We start from the raw sequence: 22141 nt of genomic DNA, 5'->3' as shown, positions 1-22141 counted from the left end.
GAACCTCTTCGGCAGGGATCTCACAGGTCGAGGACGAGCCGGTCGCAGCCGGCGGCGGCGCGCGAGACGCAGATCATCATGGTCGAACCGGCGTCGTCGTCGGTCAGGACGGCGTCGCGGTGCTCGGGCTCGCCGGAGAGCACCGCGGTCTCGCAGGTGCCGCACAGGCCCTGCCGGCAGGAGGACAGGACGCGCACGCCCACGTCCTCCACCGCCTCCAGGACCGTCCGCTCGGCGGACACCGACACGGTCTTGCCGCTGCGCGCCAGCTCGACCTCGAAGGGGCCGGACGTGGCACCGGGCCCGAGCGCGGCGGCGGCGAACCGCTCGGTGTGCAGGGTGCCCGGCGGCCAGCCCATGCACAGCTCCTCCACGGCGCGCAGCATGCCGCCCGGACCGCAGGCGTACACCAGCGTGTGGGCGCGCGGCAGGGCCAGGACGGACCCGAGGTCCATGCGGCCCCGCTCGTCCTCCGGCACCAGCTCCACCCGGTCCCCGTAGGCGTCCACGAGCCGCCCGGCGAAGGCCATCGCGGCGCGGGACCGGCCGCCGTAGACGAGCCGCCACTCCCGGCCGGCCCGCTCGGCGCGCTCGATCATCGGCAGCAGCGGCGTGATGCCGATGCCGCCGGCGAGGAAGAGGTACTTGCGGGAGTCGCGGACGGGGAAGTTGTTGCGCGGTTCGGAGATCTCCAGGGTGTCCCCGGCGTTCAGCTCGCGGTGCACCCACCGGGAGCCGCCCCGCGAACCGGGGACGTCCAGCACGGCGATCCGCAGATGCGACAGGTCGCCCGGGGAGGAGCACAGCGAGTACTGGCGCACCAGGCCGCCGCCGAGGTGGACGTCGACGTGGGCGCCGGGCTCCCAGGGCTCGAACGGCGATCCGTCCGGGGTGACGAGGACCAGCGAGACCACGCCGTCGGCGACCCGTTCCACGCGCGCCGCGACCACCTCACGGGTACGGGGCACGGAGCCGTCCTCCGTGCGCGCACTGAGTCCGCCCATCTGCAGCCTGCTTTCTCACGTGGTACTCGGGGACCGGGCGACGCGGTGTCGCCCGGTGCGGGAATGCTAGGTACCGCGGAGTCCCTTTCCGCGCCGCTTTCCACTCAGTGGAACCCGCCTCGCCCGGCCGCCGGGCACCGTCTCCGACGCCGTGCTCACCGCTCCGCTCCGACCAGCGGCTTTCCGTTCGTCCGGGCTTTTCTTCGCCCTCCATGGGCCGTAATGTGCGGTTTCATGAGTTCCCTGGACAAGCGGACCGCCGAGCGGGGGGAGCCGTCCGGCGGCTCCGCGGGGCCGGTGCCGAAGTCCGTCGCCGCCCGCACCCTGAGAATCCTGGACACCTTCGACTCCGACCACTGCGAGCTGTCCCTGAGCGACATCTCCCGCCGCAGCGGGCTGCCGGTGGCCACCTGCCACCGCCTGGTCGGGGAACTCGTCGAATGGGGCGGGCTGCTGCGCACCGGGAGCCGCTACCGCATCGGGCACAAGCTGTGGTCCCTCGGGCTGCTCTCGGAGAGCCACCACGGACTGGCCGAACTGGCGGCCCCGTACATGCACGACGTGCTGTTCCTGACCAAGCACGTGGTGAACCTCTTCGTCCTCGACGGCGACCAGGCGCTGCTGCTGGAGCGGATCTCCGGCACCCAGCCGGGGCGGGCCCTGCACCGGGTCGGCGACCGGCTCGCGCTGCACGCCAGCGCCGGGGGCAAGGCGTTCCTCGCCTACGGGCCCCCGGAACTGGCCGGGGCCGCGCTCGCCAACCCGCAGCGGCTCACCCCGAACACGGTGACCGACCCGACCCGGCTGCGCCGCGAGCTGGAACAGGTGCGGCGCAAGGGGTACGCGGTGACGCTGGAGGAGGCGGTCCGGGGCGCCCACGGCATCGCGGTCCCGGTCACGGCGGCCGACGGTTCGGTCCTCGCCGCGCTCGGCGTGGTCACGGTGGGCACCCGGCCCCGGCCCGCCGCCATCGTGCCGGTGCTCCAGATCGCCGCGCGCAGCATCGCCCGCGAGGCGGGCCGCCTGGCAGTCAGGGGCGGACCGGCGGCGTAGGGGAGCGGGGCCCGCGGGGGCGGAAGCGAGCGCGCGCCCCCGTCGCGGTCACCGGGGCGGGACGAGGCAGAGCAGGGCGGTCGCGGCGGTCAGGCCCGCCGTCAGGGCCATCGCCGGACGCGGCGGCGGAGCGGTCTCCCGGCGCAGGCGGCCCGCGGCGAAGGTGACGCCGGTGGCGAGCGCGGCGCAGCAGGCCGCCGCCCAGGCCGCTCCCGAGGCGCCCTGCGCGGCCGTGTGCAGGAGCAGCAGCGCACCCACCGCCTGGGTCAGCGTCGTCCGCCGCCAGGCCAGGCGGGTGCGCTCGGGCTGGAGCCCGGGATCACGCACGGGCACGGGCCGGTTCACGCGGTGCCGCCGACCCAGACCAGCACGGTGGTGAAGGCGGCGACCGCCGCGAGGACGGCGGCCAGCAGCGGCAGCAGCCGCGAGGCGGGCAGCGGGCCGCCGCGCCGGATCGCCGACTGGGCCCGCCGCCAGTGCGGATAGGCCCGTACGGCGATGACGAAGGCCAGCAGCGCGCACACGGCGGCCAGGACCTCGCGCGCGTACGGGACGGAGAAGGGCGGCACGAGCTGGCGCACCGCCACCGCGGCGGCCAGCAGGCTGACGCCCGTGCGCACCCAGGCGAGGAAGGTCCGCTCGTTGGCGAGGGTGAAGCGGTAGTCCGGCTCGGCCCCGCCGTCCGCGCCCGCCAGGGCCCGCTCGTCCCCCCGCCCCCGCCGGCTCACGCCCCGCGGCCCGCGCCGGACGGGCCGCCCACCCGGTAGCGGGCGCCGCTGGTGGCCACGTCGACGGGGCCGTCGTACGTCGAGGCGGCCTCCCCGTGCCAGTGGGAGGCGTCGGCGAGGCCCGCGAAGTGGGAGAGCACCAGGCGGCGCGCCCCGGCGGCCTTGGCGACCCGGCCGGCCCCGGCCGGCGGGGTGTGCGAGTTCTCCTGGTGGGCCAGGAAGGCCGGCGAGAAGCCCCGGGCGCGGTAGTAGCCGAGGTGCACGGCCTCGTGGACGAGGACGTCGGTGCCCTCCGCCAGCCGCACCAGGTTCTCCGACTCCGCCGTGTCCCCGGAGAAGGTGACGGACCCGTACGCCGAGTCGATCCGGTACGCGAGCGCCGGGTGCACCGGCGGGTGGTCGACCAGGACGGCCGTGACGGTGATCAGGTCGTCGGCGTAGACCTCGAACGGCTCGCCGGCCTCGGCGGAACCGGGTTCCGGGGCCGCGACCTCCGTGGCCCGCACCAGGTCGGCCAGCGGCGGCCGGTCCTCGTCGCCCTCCCGGATGGCGATGTCGTAGGAGAACGCGTCCAGCGCGGAGGCGACCAGGCGGCCCGTGCCGGCCAGGTGCCGGGTGCCGTCCCGGGGGTCGGGGCCGGGGCCGACGACGTGGACGGGGGAGGAGAAGCCGTTCACCGGACGCCCCCAGTTCCACAGCAGGAACCCGGGCAGCTCGACCACGTGGTCGGAGTGCAGGTGGGTGACGAACCCGGCCCGGAAGCGGTGCCCGGCCAGCCCGGCCTCGCTCGCGGCGCGGGTGCAGCCGAGGCCGAAGTCGACGAGGTAGAAGGCGTCGTCGACGACGACCGCGCTGGCGATGCCGTGCTCGGGGCCGCGGATGGCGGGTCCGGCCGCGACGCCGAGCGTGAGGAGGTCCATGCCGCGCGGCGCGGTCAGGGGGTCGGTCACCGGAGGGTTCCTTCCGAAACGGGGGCCGCCTGCGGCGGCGGGGGGAGGTGGTGGGGACGGGCGTTGACGGTGCGGGTCTCGAGGTACTCCGCCAGCCCCCACCGGCCGCGCTCGCGTCCGAGGCCGGAGGACTTCCAGCCGCCGAACGGCGCGTCCGGCTCCACCTGCGTGTGCTGGTTGATCCAGACCGTGCCGGCCTCGATCCGCGCCGCCACCGCGTGCGCGCGGTCCGGGTCGGGGGACCAGACGGAGGCGCCGAGGCCGAACTCCTGCCCGTTCAGCCCGTCGAGGACCACGTCCAGGTCGTCGTAGGCCACGACCGGCAGCGCGTTGCCGAACTGCTCGCCGTCGACGAGGTCCATGCCGGGCTCGGCGTCGGTGACGAGGGTCGGTTCGAGGAAGTGTCCGGGCAGGTCGCAGCCGCGCCCCCCGCCCGCCGCGATCCGCGCCCCGGCGGCGACGGCGCCGTCCACCAGGGAGCGGACGATGCCGTGCTGGGCGGCCGAGTGCATCGGCCCCATGGTCGAACCTGCCGCCACCCCGTGGCCGAGCCGGTGCCGGGAGACGGCCGCCGCCATCGCCTCCACCAGCGCGTCGCGAAGCCCGCGCGGCACGTAGACGCGCTTGACGGCCATGCACACCTGCCCGGCGTTGCGGAAGGCCGAGCCGACGATGCCCTGGGCGGTGGTCTCCACGTCCGCGTCCGGCAGCACGACCGCCGGGTCGTTGCCGCCGAGTTCCAGGGTGATCCGCTTGACGGTGGCGGCGGCCTGCGCGGCGACGGCGGTGCCGACCTCCGTCGACCCGGTGAAGGAGATCTTCCGCACGCCGGGCAGGGAACTCAGCGCCACGTTCACCGCGCGGCCGGGGCTCGTGCGGCACTGGAGCACCCCGGCGGGCAGCACCCTGTTCATCAGCTCCACCAGCGCCATCGTGGACAGCGGCGTCGACGCGGAGGGCTTGGCGATCACCGTGCACCCGGCGGCCAGCGCGGGCGCGAGCTTGACGCACAGCAGGGAGACGGGGAAGTTCCACGGCGTGATCGTGCCGACCACGCCCACCGGCCGGTACTGCACCTCCACGGTGCGGTCGGCCCGGTCCGGGAGCCGCTCCGCCTCGGCCCAGTCGAGGGCGGCGTAGTGCTCCAGCAGCCCGGCGCCCACCCGGAACTCGCCGACCGCCTCGGCCAGCACCTTGCCCTGCTCCAGGGAGAGCAGCCGTCCGAGTTCGTCCTCGTGGGCGCGGACCAGCCCGGCGCAGGCGCGCAGGGCGGCCCGCCGCGCCTCCCGGTCGGCGGCCCAGCCGGGCGCCGCGGCCCGCGCGGCGGCGACCGCGCGCCGCACCTCGTCCTCGCCGTGCACCGGGGCCCTGCCGACCACCTCCAGGGTGGCCGGGTCGTGCACGTCGTACGTCTCGTGGGCCATCGGGGACGCTCCTGGTGGGCGGCGGGCGACCGCGTGCCGCGCGGTCCGTCGGGTACGGGACCGGCCGCGCGCCGCCGCGGACGGGGCCGGGCGCCCGCGCCGGGACCGGGCGCCGCCGGGACCGGCTCACACGATTCCCGGGCACCCGGCCGGGGACAAGCGGCTCATCCACTCAGTGGAAAACCGTGCCGCCCCGCCCCCGCGCCCCTCGGTCGTGCGGCGCCCCGGGCTTTCCGGGGAGTGGAAAGGCCGCTTGTCAAAGGCGCCGCCTCCCCGGAGCCTCGGGGCACCGTCCGACGAACGAGTGGAAGCCATGACGAACAACACGCAGATGCCCGTGGTCGTGACCGGGGTCGCCTCCGGCATCGGCGCGGCGACCGGCCGCCTCCTCGACGCGGGGGGCGTGCCCCTCATCGGCATCGACCGGTCGCTGCCCGGTTCCTTCCCCGGCACCTTCGTCCGGGCCGACCTGTCCACCCCGGCCGGCGCCCGCGAGGCCGCGCGGGCGGTACGGGACGCCGCCCCGGACGGACTCGCCGCGCTCGCCAACATCGCCGGCGTCCCCGGCACCGCGCCCTGGCGGACCGTGCTCGGCGTCAACGTCTTCGGCCTGCGCGAGCTGACCCGCGCCCTCGTTCCGGCGGTCCGGGAGGGCGGCTGCGTCGTCAACCTCTCCTCCGCGGTGGCCGACGGCTGGCGCCGACGCCTCGCGGAGGTACGGGAGTTCTCCCTCGCGGCGGAGCCGGAGGAGGCGCTGGACGCGGTCGCGGGCGAGGCCGAGGTGACCGGGAACGCGTACCGCTTCTCCAAGGAGTGCGTCCGCTACCTCACCGAGCACCTGGCGGCCGAGTACCTGTCCCGCCGGGTACGGGTCGTCTCGGTCAGCCCCGGTCCGGTGGCCACACCGATCCTCGACGACTTCAAACGCGACCACGGCGTCGCCAAGGTGGAGGGCGCGGGCGCCCTGCTCGGCCGGTTCGGGGCGCCGGAGGACGTCGCCCGCGTGGTGGCCTTCCTGCTGGGCGACGCGGCGGAGTGGGTCAACGGGACCGACCTGCGCGTCGACGGCGGTCTGACGGCCCACCGCACGGTGGCGGAGGCGGAGGCGGCGGGCTGAGGGCTCCTTCGCGGGGGCGCGGGCGCCCGTCCGTGCGCGGTCCCGCCTCCGAGGCCCCCGCCCCCGCGTCCCGGCCCCCGCCGTCGCCACGGCGCCGGGGGCCCCGTCCGCCACGGCGCGCCCCGGGCCCGGCCGCACGTGCGGCGCGCTCCGCCGCCGGCTGGTGGCCGCCGGGCAGCCGGCCGGCGATCGCGGGTGATCCACCCGGTCCGGTACGTCTCACCGCCGCGCCGCACCGGTGCGGCCGGGCAGGACAGCGCCGTGCCGGAGGTCAGCCCCGCGAGGGGCCGCGCCCGCCCTACATCACCCCTCTGTCTGCCCGGAATCGGGCAGGGCTCGCAAGATGGGGGCCGGAAGCGGGAATAAACGAGGTGCCTGATGCAGATGACAGTAAGTGGGGCCACACGTTTTTCCCGTGACGCCGGAGCGCGGACACCCGCGCGCGCCGGCCGTCGGGGCACCGGACGTCGGCCGCCCCCCAGTGCCCAGCAGACGGCGGGGCGGCCGAGCGTGCCGCTCCGTACCGCCCGAAGAGCCCGCAGGAAGGGAGCGCATGACCATCACCGTCCGCGACACCCCCGAGCACAGCCGCCACGAGATCCGTGACGGAGGGACCCCGGCGGGTCTCCCCGTACGCGGGACCACCTGCCGGAGGACCGAGGCCGTCGGTGCCGTCGTCCGCCCGCACGCCCTGGCCCCGGTACGGGTGAGCCGGTGATGGCGGCGCGGAGGAAAGAGGACCCGGCGATCCAGACCCGTGCCAGGCGGCACACCCTGGTCGCCCAGCTCTCCGGGCCGGTGCGCTCCTTCCTGAGCACCGAGGCCGGCAGTGTCGGCCTGCTCCTGGCCGCGGTCGTGGTCGCCCTGGTGTGGGCGAACTCACCCTGGTCGGACGCGTACGTCTCGCTCTGGGCCACCGACGCCTCGTTCTCGGTCGGCGGCGCCTCCCTCTCCATGGACCTGGGGCACTGGGTCAGCGACGGCCTCATGGCCATGTTCTTCTTCGTCATCGGCCTGGAGGTCCGCTACGAGATCTCCGTGGGCGAGATGACGGACCGCCGGCGCGTCGTGCTCCCGGCCCTGGCCGGCCTCGGCGGCATGCTCATCCCGGTGCTGCTGTACCTGGCGATCGCCCCCGGAGGCGAGGCCCTCCGGGGATGGGGTGTGGTCATCGGCACCGACACCGCCTTCATGCTGGGCGCGCTCGCCATCGTCGGACCCCGGTTCGTCACGCAACTGCGCGTCTTCCTGCTGGCCATCACCGTCATCGACGACATCGTGGCCGTCGCGGTGATCGGCTTCGTCTTCTCGGAGACGGTCCACCTGCGGGCGCTGCTGGTCGCCCTCGTCCTGTGCGTCGCCCTGGCCGCGCTGACCCGCCTCGGCGTGTGGCGCGCCGCCCCGTACGTGCTGATCGTGCTGGCGCTGTGGCTCGCCACTCTGGAAGCCGGCCTGCACGCCTCCATCGCCGGCATGATCGGCGGCCTGCTGATCCCCGCCCAGGCACCCGCGCGGCAGGCCGTGGAGCGGGCCGCCCGGCTCTTCCGCGCCTTCCGCCAGTCGCCCCGCGCGGACGTGGGCCTGACGGCACGCAGGGGACTCAAGCGCGCCGTCTCCGTCAACGAACGGCTGCAGACCGTCCTCCACCCCTGGACGAGTTACCTCATCGTGCCCGTGTTCGCCCTGGCCAGCGCCGGCGTCGACCTGCGCGGCGGTGTCCTGGCCAACGCCCTGACCTCCAAGGTCACCTGGGCCGTCATCGTCGGCCTCGTCCTCGGCAAGCTCATCGGCATCGGAGCCGGCGCGCTGCTGCCCGCCCGCCTCGGCCTCGGCAGCCTGCCCCGGGGTGTCGGTCCGGGCCACGTCCTGGGCGGCGGCGTGCTGTCCGGGATCGGCTTCACCGTCTCCCTGCTGATCGTCGGACTCGCCTTCCAGGACCCGCTGCTGCGCGCCCAGGCGACCGTCGGCGTCCTGCTGGCGGCCGTGATCTCGACGATCCTGGGCTGGGTGACGTTCCGTCTGGCCGCGGCGCTGCGCGGAGAGACGGACGCCGACCTGCCCCGTACCCTCGACCGCCCCGTCGACCCGGCCACCGACCACGTGCGGGGCCCCGACGACGCGCCGCTGACCCTGGTGGAGTACGGCGACTACGAGTGCCCCTTCTGCGCCCACGCCACCGGTGTCGCCCAGGAACTGCGACAGCGGTTCGGCGACCGGCTCCGCTACGTCTACCGGCACCTGCCGCTGCCCGACGTGCACCCCCACGCCGAACTCGCCGCCCGCGCGGCGGTCGCCGCCGACGCGCAGGGACGCTTCTGGGAGATGCACGACCGCCTGTTCGCCCACCCGCACGAGCTGGAGTTCGACGACCTCGTCGCCCACGCCGTCGAGGTGGGGCTCGACATCGAGCTGTTCCTCAAGGACCTCGACTCCGAGGAGACGGCCGACCGGGTACGCGCCGATGCCGCCAGCGCCGAGGCGAGCGGGGCGAGCGGCGCCCCGACCTTCTTCATCGGGGACCGCCGCCACACTGGCCCCACCGACGCGGTCACCCTCGCCCGCGAACTCGAGACGTCGCTCGCGGCCGTCGGCACCCGCTGACCCGCCCGGCCCGGGGCCGGCCGCCGCTCGGGGGAACCGAGGGCGGCCGGGTCCCTGCCGGGCCGCCGGTCAGCCGGACCGGACCGGCGGCCCGCCCGCGGCGGCGCCCTCGGAGGGAGCGGGGGCGTCCCCCGCGCGGGCCATGCTTCACGGCCCCGGGTGAACGCCTTCGACACGTCTACATGGCCACGGACGCGCAGCCGGGCCCCGGGGGGAGCGTCGTCCCCCGCATCGAGCACGCGGGCTCCCTCCGCATGTTCACCTCCCACGCCTGGGAGCGGGTCCGGGAACTCTTCGAGACGCACCTCGGAGGCGCCCCGCTGGTGGTGCCGTCCAGCGCCGACCGGCTCGGCACCCCCGCGGCAGCGGTCCACTACGCGGTGACCCGCCTGGTGGGCGAGGGACTCCTCGGCCGCGACCCCGAACGCGGGTACGTCACCGTCCCGTTGGGGCGCGTCTCCATCGAGGCGTTCGACAGCCGCCTCGCCCTGGAGATCGGCGTCGCGGCCAGCCTGCCGGGCCCCCTGGACCCGGCGGCGGTGCGGCGCTGGCGGGAGATCGCGGACCGGGCAGGGACCCACCTGGCCGACGGACGGATCACGGACACCGACGGGTACCTCACCGCGATCGAGGAGTTCCACGAGTACCTGATCGGCCTCGCCGGCAACCCGAGCCTGCGCCAGATCTACCGGCGGCTCGGCACGCCGGGCCTCATGGCCGCCGCGCTCAGCGGCAGCGGCACCCCCAGCGCCCACGCCATTGAGGAGCACCACGAGATCATCGACGCCTTCGCCGCCGGCGACTTCACCGAGATCACCCGCCTCCTCACCCTCCACAACCAGCACACGAAGCAGGCACAGCACCACGGCGTCAGCGGGGAGCCGTACGGGCTTTCGGCGCTCACCGACGCCACGGCGGACACCCGGGGGCGATGACCTCCGGCCGGCCCCGTCCGCGCTCCGGCCGTGGGGTCCGGCGCCCCGACGCTCGTCGGGACACCGGACCCCACCACACGCCGGGCGCCGCGTCCTCCCCCGGGGCCGGTGAGCCGGCCGGGGCGAAAGCCGGATCTTCGGGGCGGCCGGTCCCCAGACGCACGGGTTTGTGTGAAGGTTTGACCATGACCCATCCGCGTGAAGAAATCAGGGCGAGACTGCACACCGACCGGCCGCACTCGGCCCGGGTGTGGAACTACCTCCTGGGAGGCAAGGACAACTATCCCGTCGACAGCGAGGTCGGCGACGCCATCCTGACGTCGTTTCCGGAGTTCGCCGCCGTCGCCCGGCTGCAACGGCGCTTCCTCGCGCGCGCGGTACGTTTCCTGGCGGGCGAGGCCGGAATCCGCCAGTTCCTCGACATCGGCACCGGACTGCCCACCGCCGACAACACCCACGAACTGGCCCAGCGCATCGCGCCGGAGAGCCGCATCGTGTACGTGGACAACGACCCGCTCGTCCTCGTACACGCCGAGGCGCTGCTCACCAGCAGTCCGGAGGGCGCCTGCGCCTACGTCGACGCCGACGTCCGGGACCCGGAACGCATCCTGGCCGAAGCCGCCAAGACCCTGGACTTCAGCCGCCCGATCGCGCTGACCGCGCTCGGGATCATGGGGCAGATCTCCGACGCCGAGCGCCCCGCGGAGCTGGTCCGCAGGCTCGTCGAGGGCCTGCCCCCGGGCAGCTACCTCGCCCTGAGCGACGGGACCGACGGCAACGAGGCACTCAACCGGGCGGTCGAGGCGTACAACGCGCAGTCCGCGAACACCTACCACCTGCGGTCGCCGGAAGAGATCGGCACCTACTTCGCCGGGCTGGAGCCGGTGGAGCCGGGCGTCGTGTCCACGGCCACCTGGCGGCCGGACGCCGCCCAGTCCGGGGACGACACGCCCGACGTCTCCGTCTGCGGCGTCGCGCTCAAGAACTGACGCGCCCGGCAGGCCCGGTCACCCGTTCCTCGCCCCTGTCGCCTCCCCGCTGTCCACCGGCGCGGCCCTCCGGGCCGGTTCGCGTTCGTCGGTGAGGGCGGGCGGCAGGGGCGAGGACCCTCCCGAAGAGGTGCAGACCTCCTTGCCGCCCACCACCCCGCAGGCCCGCGCGGCGGCGGGATAGGGGGCCTCCACCATCGGGGAGTAGGTGTCGTTCTCGTAGGTCACCGAGCGCTGGTTGCGCACTCCCCGGGGGCCTTCCACTCGCGCGGTGTCACCCACCTCGGCGTCCGTGATGCGGGCCCACGCGGCCCGGCACCGCGGGCTGTAGCGCAGTTCGATGTAGGTACGGCCCGACCACGCGGCCGCGGCGGTCCACGCGCCGATGTGGCACTCCAGCCGCTGCGAGTCCTTGTCCCGGCATTCGTACTCGGTGCACCGGGGCTCGCTCCCGGCGCCCTGCCGGCCCGTGCGCTCCGCGTCGTTCCCGCCGAACATCCAGCCCCCGAGCAGGATGCCGGTGACCAGCGCCATGACCGCGGACGCCGTGGACACCAGCGTCGTCCTCATCCGGAACGTACGACGCGGGTGCCGCGGCGCGTCCCGCACCGGGGGCGCTTCCCCGGCATCGGAACCGCCGCCCGCCGCGCCCCGCGCGGCGACCGCCGCCCCCGCCGGTCCCCTCTCGCGCGAGGGGACCTCGTGCGAAGGGCCCGCCCCCGCCTCCGCGCCCGTCCCCGCGCCCGCCGTCGGCTCGCGGAGCGGCGGCCCGCCCGGGGGGCCGGCCCGCCAGGAGTGCCGTTCCTCCTCCCGTAACCGGTGGAGCGGGGGCGCCGCGACACCGACGGCCGCCGCGAACTCGGTGAGCGCGGCGCGGGGCGGCACGGCCTTGCCGTTGAGGTAACGCTCCCAGGAGGACCGGCTGTACGAGGTGCGCTCGGCCAGACCGCTGAGGGTCAGACCACTGCGGGCGCGCAGGAAGCGCAACTGCTCCGCCAGCGAACTCCGACCCTTGTGCCGCAGATCGTCCACTTCATACCCATCTGTCATCAAATCCGCCCTTCTCTTGCGCGGAGATGGTGTGGGACAGGAACCCCCATTCTTTCCCAACTCCCTTAACGGCTCCATAAGTTTCCAGGTCATCGGCGCGGCACGTCCCGGGACGTCCCGTCCCTGCCCGGGACACCCTGAGGTGCTTCCACGCCGTGTCCGGGGCCTCATAACTTCATGCCGTGCCGCCGGCCGGCCGACCGGCCAACGGCAACTCGCCCCAGAGACCCGGGGACCCCGGAAACCCGAGGACTCGGGCACTCCGGGCACCCCGGAAACCCGAGGACCCGGGCACTCCGGAAACCCGGAAACCCGGGGACCCCGGAACCACCACAGACAGGAAAGGGATTTCTCATGCGCTTCACCCGTATCGCCGCCGTCGCCTCCGCCGTCGCCTTCGCCGGAGGCGGCCTGCTGGTCACGGCGGGCCCGGCGCAGGCCGCGAAGTCGGACTGCCCCAAGACCTACCTGTGCTCGTGGGCGACGACGAACTTCTCGGGCACTCCCGGAAAGGTGCAGGGCGACAACTCCAACCTCCGCCAGTACGCCAAGTTCGCCAACTCCCGCTCCATGTACAACAACGGCACGAGCTGCAGCGTGCGCGTCTGGTCGGGGACCTCCTTCACCGGCTCCTCCACCGTGTTCAAGATCGGCTACCAGCTGCACGACACCGGCAACAGCGTCCTCAAGAACGGCGCGGGCTCGAACCGCTGGTGCTGACGGACGGCACCCGCCGAGAGGTGGCGCCCGCCCCGGCCGCCGGCCGGGGCGGTCCGTACGGGCGCCACCGCACCACCACCCGCGCCTTCCGAGGAGACGGCTTGAAGACCCGGATCAGCGCGGCGGCGCTGCTCGTCGCGGCCTGCGCCACGACCGCCGCCTGCGCCGCCCCGCCCGAAACACCCGCGTCCCGCCCGCAGACGCAGGTCCCGGTCCCCTTCGGCGGGTCCGTCCCGGCCCTGACGGACGGCCACCAGCGCCGACTGGACGGGCTGGAACGCCGGTTGGCCGACGCCTGCGTGGCGGAGCGGGGCGTCGAGGCCGAGCCGCTGGACCTTCCGGCACCGTCCGCCGTCAGCGACGAGACGCCCGCCTGGAATCCGTACGGCCTGCTCACCGAGGACTTCGCCGCCAAGGAGGGCTACGGCATCACCGGCCCGGTGCTGCGCGGCGAGCCGTCGCTCCGGGAGGAACCCGAGCGGGACACGGGCGACGACGAGGAGGCGTACCGCAGGGCGCTGACCGGCACGGACGCGCACCGGGAGACGGTCCGGCTGCCCACGGGGGAGTCCTTCACCGTCAACACCGACGGCTGCCAGTTCCGGGCCGGCGAGGAACTGTACGGCCGGGGCTGGGACCGGCTGATGTACACGTACCAGTTCCTCGCGAACCAGGTGGTCGAGGAGGTCGAGCGCAGCCCGGAGGTCGAAGGGGCCAGGAGCCGCTGGGCCTCGTGCATGGCGGACGCCGGTCACCCGGTCGCCGCCGGTTCCTCCGCCCAGGACCCGGTCGTGGAGCGGGCCGAGACCGCCAAGAACCGGGCCGCGGTCGGCGCCGGTGGGCAGACGGCGCTGCGGGAGGCGGCCGCGTACGAACTGGCCGTGGCCCGCGGCGACGCCCGCTGCCAGCGGGAGAGCGGCCTGTGGGACGCGGTAGCCGACGCCCAGCGCACGGCCGAACGCCCCCTGGCCGACGCACACCACGCCACCCTGACCGCCTACGCCAAGGCCCTGAACCAGGCCGTACACCGCCTCTGACCCCCACCACCGGCCAGGCCCGGACGACGAGCGCCCGGCCCCTTCGGGACCCGCATCGCGCGGACAGGATCGCGACGGACAGGAAGGGGGCAGGTGGCAGCCGTGGGTCAGGTGTCGGGTCCGCGGTCGTGCAGCCACGCTGGCGGCGGGTTCCTGGCGAGGGGCCGGTCGCCGCCGGCGGCCGGACGCGGCACGAGGCCGACCGTCTACTGGGGCTGGGTCGCGATCTGGATCAGGTTGCCGCAGGTGTCGTCGAAGACGGCGAGGGTGACGGGGCCCGCGTCCAGGGGTTCCTGGGTGAAGCGGACGCCGAGACCGCTCAGGCGCTCGTACTCCGCCCGCACGTCGTCGACGGCGAACTGGGCGAGCGGGATGCCGTCCCTGACGAGCGCGTCGCGGTAGGGCTTGACGGCCGGGTGGCCGGCGGGCTCCAGGAGGAGTTCGGTGCCGCCGGGCGCGTCGGGTGAGACGACGGTCAGCCACCGGGCCTCGCCGCCCAGCGGGACGTCGTGCTTCTTCACGAAGCCGAGGGTCTCGGTGTAGAAGTCCAGGGCCTTGGCCTGGTCGTCGACGAAGATGCTGGTCAGATGGATCTTCATGGCGTGCTCTCTTCTGATCCGGAGGTGTCGGGCACCGGCCACCGCTCGGCGATCTGCCGCAGTGGGGCGGTGTTCAGGTCGTGGAACTTGTAGCGGCCCTCCCGCCTGGTCTCGACGAGCCCGGCGGTCTCCAGCACGGCGAGGTGCTGGGAGATCGCCTGACGTGAGATTCCGAGCTGGTGCTTCACGCTCAGGCGCGAGCAGATCTCGAACAGTGTCTGTCCGGACTTCTCCGTGAGCACGTCGAGGATGGTGCGGCGGGTGGGGTCGGCCAAGGCTTTGAATAGGTCGTCGGCCACCACCACAGGATAGGCAAGTGATGGCTTGCCTATCAAGTCGAGGGGGCATCCCCTCGGAGTGGATCGTCTGTCAGCGGTTGACTTCGGGGTACGCCAGGGGCTCAGCCCGGACCGATCCCGGCTGCCTGGCCGGCTGTTCTTGGAGTGCGCCCAGCTCCGCCCGCCGCGCGGTGACCCTCTCCAGCGACCCGGGGTACCCGCACCGGATCGTAGAACGCCCAGCCCCGGCGAGCGGGAACCGGTGAACCCGGCCCCGGCAAACGATCCACTTCTCGGACAGCCGCCCACGGCCGGCTCTATCCGCGCCGCAGCGCCGAGAACGTGGCCACCGCCAAAGCCGCCACGATCGCCACCAGGTGCTCCCTGCCCGCGAGATTGGGCTTGGCGATCGCCTCGAGGACCACGACCATGCCGACCAGGGCTCCGGTGAACCAGGCATGGAAGCGGAGACAGAGGCAGACCGCGAGACCCACTACCGCGGCCGAGGGGCCGGTGTCGACGGTCCGGGCGTCGGCTGCGGGGAGTCCGAGCACCCCGCTGGGGCCGATCGCGACGCCGATCCGGGCGTATGCGAGGCCGGCCAGCGTGCAGACGTAGGCGATGAGCACGGTCTGTCGTCGTCCCAGTGCGATCTCGGCGATGCCGAAGATCACAAGAACCTGCGCCAGCGCACCCCATACCGGTAGGTCGGCGGCCGGAACGAACAGGGAGAGGGGGGCCCGCGCGAGCGCGAGCCACCAGGGGTCAGCCGCTCGTACGAAGCCGACGTCCTGGACAAGTCCGTAGCCCCAGTACCGGCCCCGCTGGTGCTGCGCCACCTGGAAGAGGGCGATGAGGCAGAGCGCGGTGAGCGTCAGGGGAATCGCCCGCACTCCCCGGTCCGCGAGCCCGCGGCGCACCACCGCCCACATGGGGCCCCACTCCCGTCGCGCGAGACGTGCTGCTGTCGTCACCGGGCGGCTCCTCGTATGCGGCTCTGCGACGGTTCGGGACCATGGGCGGCGGACGCACACCTCGCGACGGGCGCGACTGCTCCTGCCGCGTGCAGGAGGGAGACGCCCTCCCGTCCACACGGGCACGGAACGAGCTACCAGTGGGGATCCGTACCGCCCAGGCGCCGCCGGTTCAGCCACTTCGGTAGCTCCGGTGATCCGAGGAATCCCTCGGCGCGGGCGCTGGCCACGGCGATGCGCAGGAGGTCGGCACTCTTCTCGAAGAGCAGGTAGCGCGGTTCCCAGATGGGCCGGTACTTGGCGTTGGCCCGGTACAGCGACTCGATCTGCCACCAGCGTGAGAAGAAGCTGAGCAACGAGTGCCACAGCCGCAGCACAGGTCCGGCGCCGAGCCGGGACCCTCGCTCGAAGACGGAACGGAACATCGCGAAGTTCAGGGAGATCTGCCGGATTCCGAACTCGCCGGCCTGCTGGATGAGCTTGAGCACCATGAACTCGAAGAGGCCGTTCTCGGAGTCGCGATCCCGGCGCATCAGGTCCAGAGACAAGCCGTCGTCTCCCCAGGGAACGAAGCTGAGCAGGCCACATGGACGCTTTCCGTCATGACACACCACCATCAGGCACTGCCCGTCCTGCGGGTCCCCGAGGCGGCCCAGCGCCATGGAGAAGCCGCGCTCCGTCTCACCATCCCGCCAGTCGTCCACGAGGCGCACGAGACCGGCCATCTCCCGCGCCGGGATGTCCTTGTGCCGCAGGACCCGGACGGTGTAGCCCGCCCTTTCGATGCGGTTGTAGGCCTGGCGTACGCCGCGCATGGCGCGGCCTTCGAGGGTGAACTCGCCGAGGTCCACGATCGCCTCGTCTCCCAGTTCCAGGGCGTCCAGGCCGTGGCGAGCGTAGACCGTGCCACCCTCCTCACTCGCGCCGATCACGGCCGGAGCCCAGCCGTACTCCCGGGCCTGGGCCAGCCAGCGGTCGATCGCTCCCGGCCATGCCTCCGGATCGCCGATCGGGTCCCCGGACGCCAGTGACACCCCGCTCACCACCCGGTACGTGACCGCGGACTTGCCCGACGAAGACCACACGACGCTCTTGTCCCGCCGCAGTGCGAAGTACCCGAGGGAGTCGCGCTCCCCGTGCCGTTCCAGCAGCGCGCGCAGACGACCCAGGTCTTCCTCGGTCATGGCGCCGAAGGCCTGCCGAGAGCGGAACGCCGCGTACAGGACCAGCAGGACCAGCATCGTGCTCATGACGTTGATCAGAACATTGGTCCAGTTGGGTGTAGTGATGTCCCCGAAGGAGATGTCGTCATAGGCGAGGGAGACCATGCGGAGCACCCCGTAGTGCCAGCGTTCCAGGAAGTCGGAGCGCCCGGCGTCCGGGTCGGTGTTCGTCACCGTGACCAGTCCGGCGGCAAGCAGCGAGCATGTCAGGCCGCCCCCCACTGCGACCGAGGCCGCCAGTTTCGCATTGGACGGGTCCCCCTTCGCGTGGAATTCGCGCCGCCCGCCGAGCAGCACGGTGACGAAGAGGGCGGTGATGACCATCGAGAACCAGTTCTGGGCGTGCTGCCGGTAGACCGGCAGTCCCATCGCCAGGGCGCTGAGGATCAGGACCGGGCCGGCGAGCACAAGGTTGAGGGTCCATGCCGCGCGCTTGCGGCGCCGCATGGTGATGGCCAGGAAGAGAGAGACTGAGCCGGAGAAGAACCCGGCCGTCAGCAAGTAGGGCGTGAAGAACTCGTCGTCGTTGTGCCGCCGGATGTCGTTGCCGAAAGCGACCCATACCGCGGCGAGGAAGTTGACGAATGCCACGGCCCGCAGATACCAGACCGCCGCCAGGTAGAAACGCGAAGAACGACGTTCCCCGGTGCGACTCGCCTGCCGGCCTCGACCATGACCCATGAGAACGACAATAGGAGCTTCGAAAGCCGTAGGGTCGCTCGACGGAGCCCTCGGTGAGTTGCTGCTGCACGATCGGGGAGCGGCTGACGGAAACCGCCCAGAGGAAAGGATCGCAAGAACGTGCGACTCTGTTTCCTCGCCCTGGTGAGGGTGAGTGACTGGAGTGGTGGAGATGGCGACCGCCATGGTCACTCCGTTGTCGCAACGGTGTTTCCCGAGGGCACCCTGTTCGAAGCCGGGATGAAGCCGGGATGAGGCCGGTACGGTCCGGCGCTGCCGGTGCCGGAGCGGCCGTGCTGCTCGCGGTCCGGCCCGGCGCCGAGGGGCGAACAGCCGGTCGTGGAACGATCCCCACGCCACGGTCGTCTACATTTCCGTAGACGGTCTACCGGATCGTAGTCAGTGGTCGGGTGCTGCTGCGACGCGCCCGTTCCGCCGGACCGAAGGGACCGCGAGGATGCCGACACGCATCGACCCGTCGTTGCAGCTCGCTGTCAACGTGCTCGATGCCCATTCCCTGCTGGTCGCCTTCGGGGCCCTGGGAGTGGGGGTGGTGTTGTTCGCGGAGACGGGCCTGCTGGTCGGGTTCTTCCTCCCGGGCGACTCGCTGCTGTTCACGGCAGGGCTGCTGTGCACGGGCTCGTCCGAAGGGAGCGTGCGCCTGTCGCTGGGGCCCTTGCTGGTCGCGGCCGCGGCGGGTGCGCTGCTCGGGGCGCAGTGCGGGTATCTGCTCGGCCGTAAGGCGGGCGGAGCGCTGCTGGCCCGCAGCCGCTCGCAGCGGCTCCACGAGGGTGCGAGACGCGCCGAGGGACTACTGGAGCGGTACGGGTACGCCAAGGCCATCGTGCTGGCCCGTTTCGTTCCGGTGGTGCGGACCGTGCTCAACCCGGTGGCGGGCGCGCTGGGGGTGCCGATGCGGACGTTCACCGTGTGGCAGGTGGCCGGCGGGCTCGTGTGGAGCATCGGCCTCACCCTCGCCGGGTACGCGCTGGGCTCTTCCGTCCCGAACGTCGACCGGTACCTGCTCCCGCTGGTGGCGTTGATCGTCTTGGTTTCGCTGACGCCCCTCCTGGTCGAGTCGTACCGGGCTCGCCGTGCGCGCCGAGACGGTGAAACGGAGAAGGGAAATAGATGATCATGGCTTTCGACGGGGCGTCGATCGACGGCTCCGCCTACGTGAACGTGGTGCGTGCGGCGCGACAGGCGCCGGGCTGGCTGAACGAATCGGTGTCGCTCTGGTCGGCCTACGGGCTCGCGGTGTTCGCCGTCCTCGCGAGCGCCGGATGGTGGCTCGCCCGCCGGTCCGACAGGACCGCCGCGATGACGGCGTTGGCCGTGCCGGCGGCCGTGGTCGTCGCGTACTGCGTGAACGCCGCACTCAAACTGTGGGTCCGTGAGGACCGGCCGTGCCAGAGCCTCCAGGTCAGGACCCTGGAGGCGTGTCCGGCACCCGGGGACTGGTCCTTCCCCAGCAACCACGCGGCGATCGCGACCGCCGCCGCCGTGGCCCTGTTCTTCGTCTCGCGCCGACTGGGGGCGGCCGCGGCTGTCGGCGCACTGGCGATGGCGGCCTCACGGGTGTGGGTAGGCGCGCACTATCCGCACGACGTCATGGCCGGGATGGTGACGGGCGGGCTCGTCGCACTCCTGGCGATGCTCGCACTGAGCCGGGGCTCGCTCCCCGTGGCCCGGTGGATCGGCTCGAGCCGCCTTCACCTGCTGGTAACCCGCTCATGAAACGCATCGCGGTGTTCGGCGGGGCCGGCGCCATGGGTCTCGCGTCCGCGCGGTACTCGAGCGCCATCTGTCCTGGATCATGATCGGTGGGCAACGGAGGCCGTCCGTCGGGCCGCGCCTGGAAACCGATCGCTCTGAACCGCCTTTCCCGTAGCGGACACGGGCGCGAAACCGGCACCGCAGCCCCGCCCTCGCCTCCGGTCGGATGGTGAGAAACGGCATACGGCAGACGTGTGAATCGTGCGCCGTGATGACGATGACCCGGTCGCCGGCCGGAGCCGACGTCCGATCGCGGCAGTTCCAGGCCAAGGTGACACGGCCGACGTCGGGGTGGGGCCGGCTTTCGGTGTGTCGGTCGCTTCCGGTGCATCCGCTGGAAGATGATCCGTGAGGAGATCCGCCGACACGACAGGAGCCCGTGGTGGGCTGGAAGAGGTATCGGCCGGGCAGTTCCTCTCGTGTGCTGACGACCGCTGCGACCATGCTCGTCTGTGCTGTGCTGGGCACTGCCTGCTCGGCTCCGCCCGATTCCGCTCCCGGGGTGGTCAGGACAGCCGGGTCGTCCCCTCCGGCCGTGCGATCGAAGGTGCCGGGGCAATGCCGTCCCACCCTTGTCGGCGTGGCCCATCCCGATGACGACCTGTTCTTTCTGAACCCGGAGATCAGAAAGACCATCCGCGCCGGATGTCCGGTCGACACCGTGTATCTGACCGCCGGCGACGCCGGGCAGACGAATCGGGTCAAGGCGCTGGAGTACGTGGACCGCAGGGAGTACGGCGTGCGTGCCGCCTACGCGGAGATGGCGGAGGCGGCCAACCGCTGGCAGCAGGCAGATGTGCGGGCGGACGGCGTGCGGGTCAGGTCCTATCTGCTTGCCGACAAGGGTCGAGACGTCAATGTGCGGTTGACGTTCCTGGGTCTTCACGACGGTCTTCCGCACGGTCAACAGGAGAACAGTCTGCTCAGACTTTTCGACGGTGGCAGAAAGAGCATCAAACCTTTCCAGGGTGCCGAAAGCTATTCGGAAGACCGCTTGCTCGCGGTGCTGACGGAACTGGTCCGGCTCAGCGGAGCGGAACGCATCCTGACGATGGACCACGACAACGCGTCGTTCGCTTTCGGCCTTGGCGGCGGAGTCGATCACAGCGATCATGGTGTGGGGGCACGGTACTTTCGGAGGGCGGGTTACACGCTCGGAATTCCCGTGTCCTCCTATCTCGCTTACACGATGTCTTCGCTCAAGGAGAATCTCACGGCGGGGGAGTCCGCGGAGAAGGAGGAAGTGGCGCGTTGGTACCTCGCGAACCGGAAATGCCGGGAGACCGGAACCTGCGCCAACGTCCCGCCTTTCAGCGGCAGACTCCAGAAGGACTGGGACCTGTGGATCCACCGTCAGTACGAACAGTCACACCGCGCCCCGCGCTCCGGCGAAATCCTCGGGGACATCGGCCGGACGACGTACGCCACCGGAAGGGACCCCGCGCAGTGCCTCCACGCCGCTGCCGGTCCGCCGGACCTCGGTGAGGTGAGCATCCGCAGGTGCGACGGGTCGGCCTCGCAAAAGTGGGACATGGACCGCGACGGCACGATCAGACCCCGCGGAGACCGCGACTCCTGCCTGACAGCGCTCGCACGAAAAGCCGGGCTCACACAGTGCGAGCCCGGCCGCCCGAGCCAGCAGTGGCACCGAGAGCCGTGGCCGGACACCGCCTGGAAGCGTGACGCCTGGCAACTCTCCGGGAGCGGAAACCGCTGTCTGTACCAGGACGACCACAGCCTCCCGGCTCGATGGGACGATCGCGGCCGGCCGAGCCCCGAACTGGAACTGTCCGACTGCGGCACTCGGCCCCGGCCCGAACTCTACTGGCGCTGGGGCGGCTGACCGCCCGGAGTCCGCCCCGGCCTCCTGCGTCGCGACGCAGGCTCAGGCCCGTCTCGTACCTCCGCCGCAGGGTCGCCGAACCGCGTCAGGGCCAGCGCGCCCGCCACCGACGCCACGAACCCCGCGGCCGCCAACCACTCGAGCCCGCTGCGGGGACGGTCGCCCAGCCACAGGAAGCCCACCACGGCGGGCCCCGCCGTTTCGACCAGAACCATGCCGGCTGTCGCCACGGTCACCGAGCCGCGCTGCAACGCCGAGGTCAGCAGGAGAAACCCCGCCGCTCCGCCGAACACCAGTGCGTAGAGCGTGGGATCGCCGAAGATCCGGGGAACATCCAGGGGCCCGATCAGCCTGACCCCCACCTCGACCACACCGAAGCCCGCGCCCGCGCCGAGCCCCAGCAGCAGGGCGCGCGGCCGGTCCGCGAGCCGCCCGGCGAGAGCACCGGTGACCAGCACGACGAGGACGAGACCCGGCAGGGACCAGCGCAGGGCGGCTGCTCCCGGGTGCTGCCCCTGCGCTCCCGAGGCGAGGACGACCAGCGCCAACCCGACGCACATCGTCGCCACCGCGGCCCATTCCGCGACGCTCAGCCGGGCATCGAGCAGCCAGACGGCCACCAGGGCGGTGACGGCGAGACTGGTAGCGAGCGACGCACCTACCGCATACAGGGGAAGCGACCGCAAGGCGACGACCTGAAGCAGGAACCCGAGGCCGTCGAGGAAGAGACCGGCGGAATACCTCCACTGCCGCAGAGCGCGCAACAGCAGCACCGGGTCGACGCCGGAGCCGGATCCGGTCTCCACCGCACGTGCGGCGACGGCCTGGAGAACAGAGGCGGTCCCGAAGCAGCAGGCGGAAGCGAGTGCGCACACCATCCCCAAGGACACGACAGGGACTGTAGGCCAGAGCTTCGCGAACAGCCGTGGCCCGGCCTGCGGACACGCGGGCACACGCCCCACCCGGGACTGTTCCAGCCGGCGGAGTCGCGATCGCCGTCGCGGAGCCCGACGTGGTGTCCTCAACCGCGCCCGGACGTGAGGCCCGGGACGCGGTCGCGTGCGCGACGGCATCCGAGCGCCCGACATCCACTCCCCGGGTACCGGCAGGACGGCCAGCGCGGTGCCGGCGATGCCCCGCAGTGGCCCGGGGGACATGC

22 protein-coding genes are annotated in these 22141 nt (G+C 72.8%); 11 read left to right on the top strand and 11 right to left on the bottom strand.

The window, feature by feature from the left end:
- Nucleotides 1–20 precede the first annotated feature (20 nt).
- A complete protein-coding gene (locus tag VM636_RS05875; RefSeq protein WP_234340422.1) occupies nt 21–968 on the bottom strand; it encodes a PDR/VanB family oxidoreductase in 948 nt (315 codons plus the stop codon).
- Between the two features lie 270 nt (nt 969–1238).
- On the opposite strand from VM636_RS05875, the gene VM636_RS05870 reads away from it, so the two are divergent.
- The gene (locus VM636_RS05870; protein WP_159042124.1) at nt 1239–2057 is read left to right on the top strand and encodes an IclR family transcriptional regulator; all 819 of its coding nucleotides are present in this window, start codon (nt 1239–1241) and stop codon (nt 2055–2057) included.
- Nucleotides 2058–2105: 48 nt separating this feature from the next.
- On the opposite strand, the gene VM636_RS05865 is transcribed toward VM636_RS05870, so the two are convergent.
- Genes VM636_RS05865 through VM636_RS05850 form a run of 4 tightly spaced genes read right to left on the bottom strand, consistent with a single transcriptional unit; the run spans nt 2106 to nt 5159 of the window.
- A complete protein-coding gene (locus tag VM636_RS05865) occupies nt 2106–2402 on the bottom strand; it encodes a DUF202 domain-containing protein (RefSeq protein ID WP_030420647.1) in 297 nt (98 codons plus the stop codon).
- The gene (locus VM636_RS05860; RefSeq protein ID WP_199809392.1) at nt 2399–2785 is read right to left on the bottom strand and encodes a DUF202 domain-containing protein; all 387 of its coding nucleotides are present in this window, start codon (nt 2783–2785) and stop codon (nt 2399–2401) included. Before VM636_RS05860 ends, VM636_RS05865 begins: the two co-directional genes overlap by 4 nt.
- On the bottom strand, nt 2782–3735 hold the full coding sequence (locus tag VM636_RS05855) for an MBL fold metallo-hydrolase (RefSeq protein ID WP_030420649.1): 954 nt from the start codon (nt 3733–3735) through the stop codon (nt 2782–2784). Before VM636_RS05855 ends, VM636_RS05860 begins: the two co-directional genes overlap by 4 nt.
- Complete coding sequence (locus VM636_RS05850) at nt 3732–5159, bottom strand: aldehyde dehydrogenase family protein (protein ID WP_338483697.1); 1428 nt, start codon at nt 5157–5159, stop codon at nt 3732–3734. The genes VM636_RS05855 and VM636_RS05850 overlap by 4 nt, the downstream gene beginning before the upstream one ends.
- 313 nt (nt 5160–5472) lie before the next feature.
- Here VM636_RS05850 and VM636_RS05845 point away from each other — a divergent pair, with 313 nt between their 5' ends.
- The 5 genes from VM636_RS05845 (at nt 5473) to VM636_RS05825 (ending at nt 10801) form a co-directional block, all read left to right on the top strand.
- Nucleotides 5473–6276: an SDR family oxidoreductase gene (locus VM636_RS05845; protein ID WP_030420651.1), complete on the top strand. Its 804-nt coding sequence runs from the start codon at nt 5473–5475 to the stop codon at nt 6274–6276.
- Nucleotides 6277–6829: 553 nt separating this feature from the next.
- A complete protein-coding gene (locus VM636_RS05840) occupies nt 6830–6994 on the top strand; it encodes a hypothetical protein (protein ID WP_158786457.1) in 165 nt (54 codons plus the stop codon).
- Complete coding sequence (gene nhaA / locus VM636_RS05835) at nt 6994–8877, top strand: Na+/H+ antiporter NhaA (RefSeq protein ID WP_053913756.1); 1884 nt, start codon at nt 6994–6996, stop codon at nt 8875–8877. The genes VM636_RS05840 and nhaA overlap by 1 nt, the downstream gene beginning before the upstream one ends.
- 182 nt (nt 8878–9059) lie before the next feature.
- Nucleotides 9060–9812 (top strand): GntR family transcriptional regulator, encoded by a 753-nt coding sequence (locus tag VM636_RS05830; protein ID WP_338483693.1) that lies wholly within the window; start codon nt 9060–9062, stop codon nt 9810–9812.
- 185 nt (nt 9813–9997) lie between these two features.
- A complete protein-coding gene (locus VM636_RS05825; protein WP_030420654.1) occupies nt 9998–10801 on the top strand; it encodes an SAM-dependent methyltransferase in 804 nt (267 codons plus the stop codon).
- Nucleotides 10802–10819: 18 nt separating this feature from the next.
- On the opposite strand, the gene VM636_RS05820 is transcribed toward VM636_RS05825, so the two are convergent.
- Nucleotides 10820–11851, bottom strand: coding sequence for an XRE family transcriptional regulator (locus VM636_RS05820; RefSeq protein ID WP_078962667.1), 1032 nt, complete (start codon nt 11849–11851; stop codon nt 10820–10822).
- Nucleotides 11852–12205: 354 nt separating this feature from the next.
- Between VM636_RS05820 and VM636_RS05815 the strand changes: the two genes are divergently transcribed.
- Complete coding sequence (locus VM636_RS05815) at nt 12206–12571, top strand: peptidase inhibitor family I36 protein (RefSeq protein WP_030420655.1); 366 nt, start codon at nt 12206–12208, stop codon at nt 12569–12571.
- Between the two features lie 101 nt (nt 12572–12672).
- Nucleotides 12673–13608, top strand: coding sequence for a hypothetical protein (locus VM636_RS05810; RefSeq protein ID WP_158786459.1), 936 nt, complete (start codon nt 12673–12675; stop codon nt 13606–13608).
- Nucleotides 13609–13814: 206 nt separating this feature from the next.
- Here the strand turns inward: VM636_RS05810 and VM636_RS05805 are convergent, their stop codons facing one another.
- The 4 genes from VM636_RS05805 to VM636_RS05790 form a co-directional block, all read right to left on the bottom strand.
- Nucleotides 13815–14207: a VOC family protein gene (locus tag VM636_RS05805; protein WP_053913758.1), complete on the bottom strand. Its 393-nt coding sequence runs from the start codon at nt 14205–14207 to the stop codon at nt 13815–13817.
- A complete protein-coding gene (locus tag VM636_RS05800) occupies nt 14204–14506 on the bottom strand; it encodes a metalloregulator ArsR/SmtB family transcription factor (protein ID WP_053913879.1) in 303 nt (100 codons plus the stop codon). Before VM636_RS05800 ends, VM636_RS05805 begins: the two co-directional genes overlap by 4 nt.
- Nucleotides 14507–14802: 296 nt before the next feature.
- Nucleotides 14803–15417 carry a hypothetical protein gene (locus VM636_RS05795; RefSeq protein ID WP_199825488.1) on the bottom strand — a complete coding sequence of 205 codons (615 nt, stop codon included), beginning with the start codon at nt 15415–15417 and terminating at the stop codon, nt 14803–14805.
- A 176-nt stretch (nt 15418–15593) separates the two neighbouring features.
- The gene (locus VM636_RS05790) at nt 15594–17363 is read right to left on the bottom strand and encodes a phosphatidylglycerol lysyltransferase domain-containing protein (RefSeq protein WP_053913760.1); all 1770 of its coding nucleotides are present in this window, start codon (nt 17361–17363) and stop codon (nt 15594–15596) included.
- A 457-nt stretch (nt 17364–17820) separates the two neighbouring features.
- Between VM636_RS05790 and VM636_RS05785 the strand changes: the two genes are divergently transcribed.
- The 3 genes from VM636_RS05785 to VM636_RS05775 all read left to right on the top strand — a co-directional run bounded on the left by VM636_RS05785 (nt 17821) and on the right by VM636_RS05775 (nt 20982).
- Complete coding sequence (locus VM636_RS05785) at nt 17821–18498, top strand: DedA family protein (RefSeq protein WP_053913761.1); 678 nt, start codon at nt 17821–17823, stop codon at nt 18496–18498.
- Nucleotides 18495–19100, top strand: a complete 606-nt coding sequence (locus VM636_RS05780; RefSeq protein WP_053913762.1) for a phosphatase PAP2 family protein — start codon at nt 18495–18497, stop codon at nt 19098–19100. The genes VM636_RS05785 and VM636_RS05780 overlap by 4 nt, the downstream gene beginning before the upstream one ends.
- A gap of 619 nt (nt 19101–19719) precedes the next feature.
- On the top strand, nt 19720–20982 hold the full coding sequence (locus tag VM636_RS05775; RefSeq protein ID WP_338483684.1) for a ricin-type beta-trefoil lectin domain protein: 1263 nt from the start codon (nt 19720–19722) through the stop codon (nt 20980–20982).
- Here the strand turns inward: VM636_RS05775 and VM636_RS05770 are convergent.
- A complete protein-coding gene (locus tag VM636_RS05770) occupies nt 20961–21860 on the bottom strand; it encodes a hypothetical protein (RefSeq protein ID WP_053913881.1) in 900 nt (299 codons plus the stop codon). The genes VM636_RS05775 and VM636_RS05770 overlap by 22 nt on opposite strands.
- Nucleotides 21861–22141: the final 281 nt, after the last annotated feature.

The organism is Streptomyces sp. SCSIO 75703 (assembly GCF_036607905.1).
Taxonomy (GTDB): Bacteria; Actinomycetota; Actinomycetes; order Streptomycetales; family Streptomycetaceae; genus Streptomyces.
Note: the sequence above shows the minus strand (reverse complement) of the source record. Positions and strands in the feature narration are given on the sequence as shown.

Bases quoted from the DNA above. Each gene is read 5' to 3' on its own strand.
- VM636_RS05870 (WP_159042124.1), top strand. From the start codon at position 1,239: ATGAGTTCCCTGGACAAGCGGACCGCCGAGCGGGGGGAGCCGTCCGGC.
- VM636_RS05850 (WP_338483697.1), bottom strand. From the start codon at position 5,159: ATGGCCCACGAGACGTACGACGTGCACGACCCGGCCACCCTGGAGGTG.
- VM636_RS05845 (WP_030420651.1), top strand. From the start codon at position 5,473: ATGACGAACAACACGCAGATGCCCGTGGTCGTGACCGGGGTCGCCTCC.
- VM636_RS05840 (WP_158786457.1), top strand. From the start codon at position 6,830: ATGACCATCACCGTCCGCGACACCCCCGAGCACAGCCGCCACGAGATC.
- nhaA (WP_053913756.1), top strand. From the start codon at position 6,994: ATGGCGGCGCGGAGGAAAGAGGACCCGGCGATCCAGACCCGTGCCAGG.
- VM636_RS05830 (WP_338483693.1), top strand. From the start codon at position 9,060: ATGGCCACGGACGCGCAGCCGGGCCCCGGGGGGAGCGTCGTCCCCCGC.
- VM636_RS05825 (WP_030420654.1), top strand. From the start codon at position 9,998: ATGACCCATCCGCGTGAAGAAATCAGGGCGAGACTGCACACCGACCGG.
- VM636_RS05820 (WP_078962667.1), bottom strand. From the start codon at position 11,851: ATGACAGATGGGTATGAAGTGGACGATCTGCGGCACAAGGGTCGGAGT.
- VM636_RS05815 (WP_030420655.1), top strand. From the start codon at position 12,206: ATGCGCTTCACCCGTATCGCCGCCGTCGCCTCCGCCGTCGCCTTCGCC.
- VM636_RS05805 (WP_053913758.1), bottom strand. From the start codon at position 14,207: ATGAAGATCCATCTGACCAGCATCTTCGTCGACGACCAGGCCAAGGCC.
- VM636_RS05795 (WP_199825488.1), bottom strand. From the start codon at position 15,417: ATGTGGGCGGTGGTGCGCCGCGGGCTCGCGGACCGGGGAGTGCGGGCG.
- VM636_RS05790 (WP_053913760.1), bottom strand. From the start codon at position 17,363: ATGGGTCATGGTCGAGGCCGGCAGGCGAGTCGCACCGGGGAACGTCGT.
- VM636_RS05785 (WP_053913761.1), top strand. From the start codon at position 17,821: ATGCCGACACGCATCGACCCGTCGTTGCAGCTCGCTGTCAACGTGCTC.
- VM636_RS05780 (WP_053913762.1), top strand. From the start codon at position 18,495: ATGATCATGGCTTTCGACGGGGCGTCGATCGACGGCTCCGCCTACGTG.
- VM636_RS05770 (WP_053913881.1), bottom strand. From the start codon at position 21,860: ATGGTGTGCGCACTCGCTTCCGCCTGCTGCTTCGGGACCGCCTCTGTT.